Source organism: Microbacterium sp. NPDC056052, assembly GCF_042266785.1.
Lineage (GTDB): Bacteria > Actinomycetota > Actinomycetes > Actinomycetales > Microbacteriaceae > Microbacterium.
Map to the genome: position 1 here is coordinate 1 of NZ_JBHJWV010000012.1, position 5,515 is coordinate 5,515.

Here is a 5,515-nt window from a genome sequence, read left to right on the forward strand (position 1 = left end):
GGAGCATCCGATCCTTGAGAACTCAACAGCGTGCACTTGTCAAATGCCAATTTATTCCTCGTTCCAGTCTTTGGGCTGGTTTGAGAAATTCCTTTGGATCAAAGACCAACCCTTTTGGGGTTGGCATTCGGATGAAGTCAGCAATGATGTCATCTCTTTGGTCAGTTTCAAACTCGCAGGTCGCTGGTTTTCCCTGGTGGTCCTGTTTTTTTCTTTTACGGAGAGTTTGATCCTGGCTCAGGATGAACGCTGGCGGCGTGCTTAACACATGCAAGTCGAACGATGAACCCGAAGCTTGCTTTGGGGGATTAGTGGCGAACGGGTGAGTAACACGTGAGCAACCTGCCCCTCACTCTGGGATAAGCGCTGGAAACGGCGTCTAATACTGGATACGAGTTGCAACCGCATGGTTAGTGACTGGAAAGATTTTTTGGTGGGGGATGGGCTCGCGGCCTATCAGCTTGTTGGTGAGGTAATGGCTCACCAAGGCGTCGACGGGTAGCCGGCCTGAGAGGGTGACCGGCCACACTGGGACTGAGACACGGCCCAGACTCCTACGGGAGGCAGCAGTGGGGAATATTGCACAATGGGCGGAAGCCTGATGCAGCAACGCCGCGTGAGGGATGACGGCCTTCGGGTTGTAAACCTCTTTTAGCAGGGAAGAAGCGAGAGTGACGGTACCTGCAGAAAAAGCACCGGCTAACTACGTGCCAGCAGCCGCGGTAATACGTAGGGTGCAAGCGTTATCCGGAATTATTGGGCGTAAAGAGCTCGTAGGCGGTTTGTCGCGTCTGCTGTGAAATCCCGAGGCTCAACCTCGGGCCTGCAGTGGGTACGGGCAGACTAGAGTGCGGTAGGGGAGATTGGAATTCCTGGTGTAGCGGTGGAATGCGCAGATATCAGGAGGAACACCGATGGCGAAGGCAGATCTCTGGGCCGTAACTGACGCTGAGGAGCGAAAGGGTGGGGAGCAAACAGGCTTAGATACCCTGGTAGTCCACCCCGTAAACGTTGGGAACTAGTTGTGGGGTCCTTTCCACGGATTCCGTGACGCAGCTAACGCATTAAGTTCCCCGCCTGGGGAGTACGGCCGCAAGGCTAAAACTCAAAGGAATTGACGGGGACCCGCACAAGCGGCGGAGCATGCGGATTAATTCGATGCAACGCGAAGAACCTTACCAAGGCTTGACATACACGAGAACGGGCCAGAAATGGTCAACTCTTTGGACACTCGTGAACAGGTGGTGCATGGTTGTCGTCAGCTCGTGTCGTGAGATGTTGGGTTAAGTCCCGCAACGAGCGCAACCCTCGTTCTATGTTGCCAGCACGTAATGGTGGGAACTCATGGGATACTGCCGGGGTCAACTCGGAGGAAGGTGGGGATGACGTCAAATCATCATGCCCCTTATGTCTTGGGCTTCACGCATGCTACAATGGCCGGTACAAAGGGCTGCAATACCGTGAGGTGGAGCGAATCCCAAAAAGCCGGTCCCAGTTCGGATTGAGGTCTGCAACTCGACCTCATGAAGTCGGAGTCGCTAGTAATCGCAGATCAGCAACGCTGCGGTGAATACGTTCCCGGGTCTTGTACACACCGCCCGTCAAGTCATGAAAGTCGGTAACACCTGAAGCCGGTGGCCTAACCCTTGTGGAGGGAGCCGTCGAAGGTGGGATCGGTAATTAGGACTAAGTCGTAACAAGGTAGCCGTACCGGAAGGTGCGGCTGGATCACCTCCTTTCTAAGGAGCATCTGACTCTTCGGAGTCCAGAACCCAGATCGAAGGCACATGTTCTTCGCTGGGAGCTCATGGGTGGAACATTTGACATGGCATCAGAGCCAATGATTTCTGTTAGTACGCACTTCGGTGTGGGAACGCGGGGTCGGAGGGTTTGGTGTCTGCACGCTGTTGGGTCCTGAGGGACCGGGTGTGGGAACACATGCGGTACTTCTGGCCTTCTTCTGGTTTCCGGTTTGTCCGGTTGCTGGTGGGGGGACCGCCCGTACTTTGAGAACTACACAGTGGACGCGAGCATCTTCAGCATGACCCTTTGGGGTTGTGTTGTTTTGATGATCTTAAAGATCATTAGTCAATTTCGACCAGGTCCTTCGGGGTCTGGTACCGATTCTTGATGAACTCATGTGATTTCAAGTCTTTAAGAGCAAACGGTGAATGCCTTGGCATCTGGAGCCGAAGAAGGACGTAGCAATCTGCGATAAGCCTCGGGGAACTGATAAGCGAGTTTTGATCCGAGGGTGTCCGAATGGGGAAACCCCGCTGGGCGGCGTGCCGACCTAGTGACTCCCGCCTGAATATATAGGGCGGGTAGAGGGAACGTGGGGAAGTGAAACATCTCAGTACCCACAGGAAGAGAAAACAACATGTGATTCCGTGAGTAGTGGCGAGCGAAAGCGGATGAGGCTAAACCGGGTGTGTGTGATAGCCGGCAGGCGTTGCATGCCCGGGGTTGCGGGACTTTTCTGATTGTTCTGCCGAACTTTCAGCGTTACAAGCAGGTATAGGCGAACGGCTTTGAATGGCCGGTCATAGAGGGTGCGAACCCCGTAGTCGAAATGCCTGGCTTGGCGTGAAGAGTATCCCAAGTAGCACGGGGCCCGAGAAATCCCGTGTGAATCTGTCAGGACCACCTGATAAGCCTAAATACTCCCAGATGACCGATAGCGGACAAGTACCGTGAGGGAAAGGTGAAAAGTACCCCGGGAGGGGAGTGAAATAGTACCTGAAACCGTTTGCTTACAAACCGTTGGAGCCTCCTTAGTAGGGGTGACAGCGTGCCTTTTGAAGAATGAGCCTGCGAGTTAGCGATACGTGGCGAGGTTAACCCGTGTGGGGTAGCCGTAGCGAAAGCGAGTCTGAATAGGGCGATTCAGTCGCGTGTCCTAGACCCGAAGCGAAGTGATCTATCCATGGCCAGGCTGAAGCGACGGTAAGACGTCGTGGAGGGCCGAACCCACTTAGGTTGAAAACTGAGGGGATGAGCTGTGGATAGGGGTGAAAGGCCAATCAAACTTCGTGATAGCTGGTTCTCTCCGAAATGCATTTAGGTGCAGCGTTGCGTGTTTCTTGCCGGAGGTAGAGCTACTGGATGGCCGATGGGCCCTACAAGGTTACTGACGTCAGCCAAACTCCGAATGCCGGTAAGTGAGAGCGCAGCAGTGAGACTGTGGGGGATAAGCTTCATAGTCGAGAGGGAAACAACCCAGACCACCATCTAAGGTCCCTAAGCGCGTGCTAAGTGGGAAAGGATGTGGAGTTGCTGTGACAACCAGGAGGTTGGCTTAGAAGCAGCCACCCTTGAAAGAGTGCGTAATAGCTCACTGGTCAAGTGATTCCGCGCCGACAATGTAACGGGGCTCAAGCACGCCACCGAAGTTGTGGCATTGACATTTATGGTAGGCCTTCGTGGTCCAGCCGTGTTGATGGGTAGGAGAGCGTCGTGTGGCGAGTGAAGCGGCGGAGTGATCCAGCCGTGGACGCTACACGAGTGAGAATGCAGGCATGAGTAGCGAAAGACGTGTGAGAAACACGTCCTCCGGAAGACCAAGGGTTCCAGGGTCAAGCTAATCTTCCCTGGGTAAGTCGGGACCTAAGGCGAGGCCGACAGGCGTAGTCGATGGACAACGGGTTGATATTCCCGTACCGGCGAAGAACCGCCCAAGCTAATCCAGTAGTGCTAAGTATCTGAATCCCCTTGACCGGATCCTTCGGGTGATGGCTTGGGGCCTAGCGTACGACCCCATTCTGGTGCGGCTAGCGTATTAACAGGTGTGACGCAGGAAGGTAGCCCAGCCAGGCGATGGTTGTCCTGGTGCAAGTGCGTAGGCCGAGAGATAGGCAAATCCGTCTCTCATGCAGGCTGAGACACGATGCGGATGAAAAGTGGGTGATCCTATGCTGCCAAGAAAAGCATCGACGCGAGGTTCTAGCCGCCCGTACCCCAAACCGACTCAGGTGGTCAGGTAGAGAATACCAAGGAGATCGAGAGAATCGTGGTTAAGGAACTCGGCAAAATGCCCCCGTAACTTCGGGAGAAGGGGGGCCACCCGCTTATACGGATTTACTCCGAAAAGGGTGTGGTGGCCGCAGAGACTAGTGGGTAGCGACTGTTTACTAAAAACACAGGTCCGTGCTAAGTCGCAAGACGATGTATACGGACTGACGCCTGCCCGGTGCTGGAAGGTTAAGAGGACGGGTTAGCTTCGGCGAAGCTCAGAATTTAAGCCCCAGTAAACGGCGGTGGTAACTATAACCATCCTAAGGTAGCGAAATTCCTTGTCGGGTAAGTTCCGACCTGCACGAATGGCGTAACGACTTCCCAACTGTCTCAACCGCGAACTCGGCGAAATTGCATTACGAGTAAAGATGCTCGTTACGCGCAGCAGGACGGAAAGACCCCGTGACCTTTACTACAGCTTGGTATTGGTGTTCGGTGTGGCTTGTGTAGGATAGGTGGGAGACTTTGAAGCGGTGACGCCAGTTACCGTGGAGTCATTGTTGAAATACCACTCTGGTCACTCTGGATATCTAACTTCGAACCGTAATCCGGTTCAGGGACAGTGCCTGGTGGGTAGTTTAACTGGGGCGGTTGCCTCCCAAAAAGTAACGGAGGCGCCCAAAGGTTCCCTCAACCTGGTTGGCAATCAGGTGTCGAGTGTAAGTGCACAAGGGAGCTTGACTGTGAGACTGACAGGTCGAGCAGGGACGAAAGTCGGGACTAGTGATCCGGCAGTGGCTTGTGGAAGCGCTGTCGCTCAACGGATAAAAGGTACCTCGGGGATAACAGGCTGATCTTGCCCAAGAGTCCATATCGACGGCATGGTTTGGCACCTCGATGTCGGCTCGTCGCATCCTGGGGCTGGAGTAGGTCCCAAGGGTTGGGCTGTTCGCCCATTAAAGCGGTACGCGAGCTGGGTTTAGAACGTCGTGAGACAGTTCGGTCCCTATCCGCTGCGCGCGTAGGAAGTTTGAGAGGATCTGACCCTAGTACGAGAGGACCGGGTTGGACGAACCTCTGGTGTGCCAGTTGTTCCGCCAGGAGCACCGCTGGTTAGCTACGTTCGGGATGGATAACCGCTGAAAGCATCTAAGCGGGAAGCCGGCCTCAAGATGAGACTTCCATACCTTCGGGTGAGAGGCTCCCAGCCAGACTACTGGGTTGATAGGCCAGATGTGGAAGCGTGGTAACACGTGCAGCTGACTGGTACTAATAAGCCGATGACTTGATAACACACCGTTCTTGGTGCTTGCGTCCACTTTGTGGTTCTCGACGTACGGTCGAAACCGCGAACATAACAAACATTACGTTTGTGCTTGTTCGAGACACGTCAATAGTGTTTCGGCGGCCATAGCGTGAGGGAAACGCCCGGTCACATTCCGAACCCGGAAGCTAAGCCTCACAGCGCCGATGGTACTGCAGGGGGGACCCTGTGGGAGAGTAGGACACCGCCGGACTTCCTTTAACAGAAAGGCCACCCAACGCAGGGTGGCCTTTCTGC

Annotated in this window: 3 rRNA genes; all 3 read left to right on the plus strand. The window is 54.6% G+C overall.

What is annotated here, in order from left to right:
- Positions 1 to 214: 214 nt before the first annotated feature.
- A 16S ribosomal RNA gene (locus ACFC1J_RS17680) occupies positions 215 to 1,739 on the plus strand.
- 405 nt (positions 1,740 to 2,144) lie between these two features.
- Positions 2,145 to 5,247 (plus strand): 23S ribosomal RNA (locus tag ACFC1J_RS17685).
- A gap of 107 nt (positions 5,248 to 5,354) precedes the next feature.
- Positions 5,355 to 5,471: ribosomal RNA gene (gene rrf, locus ACFC1J_RS17690) — 5S ribosomal RNA — on the plus strand.
- The 16S, 23S and 5S rRNA genes sit together here, the layout of an rRNA operon.
- The last annotated feature ends 44 nt before the right edge of the window (positions 5,472 to 5,515 follow it).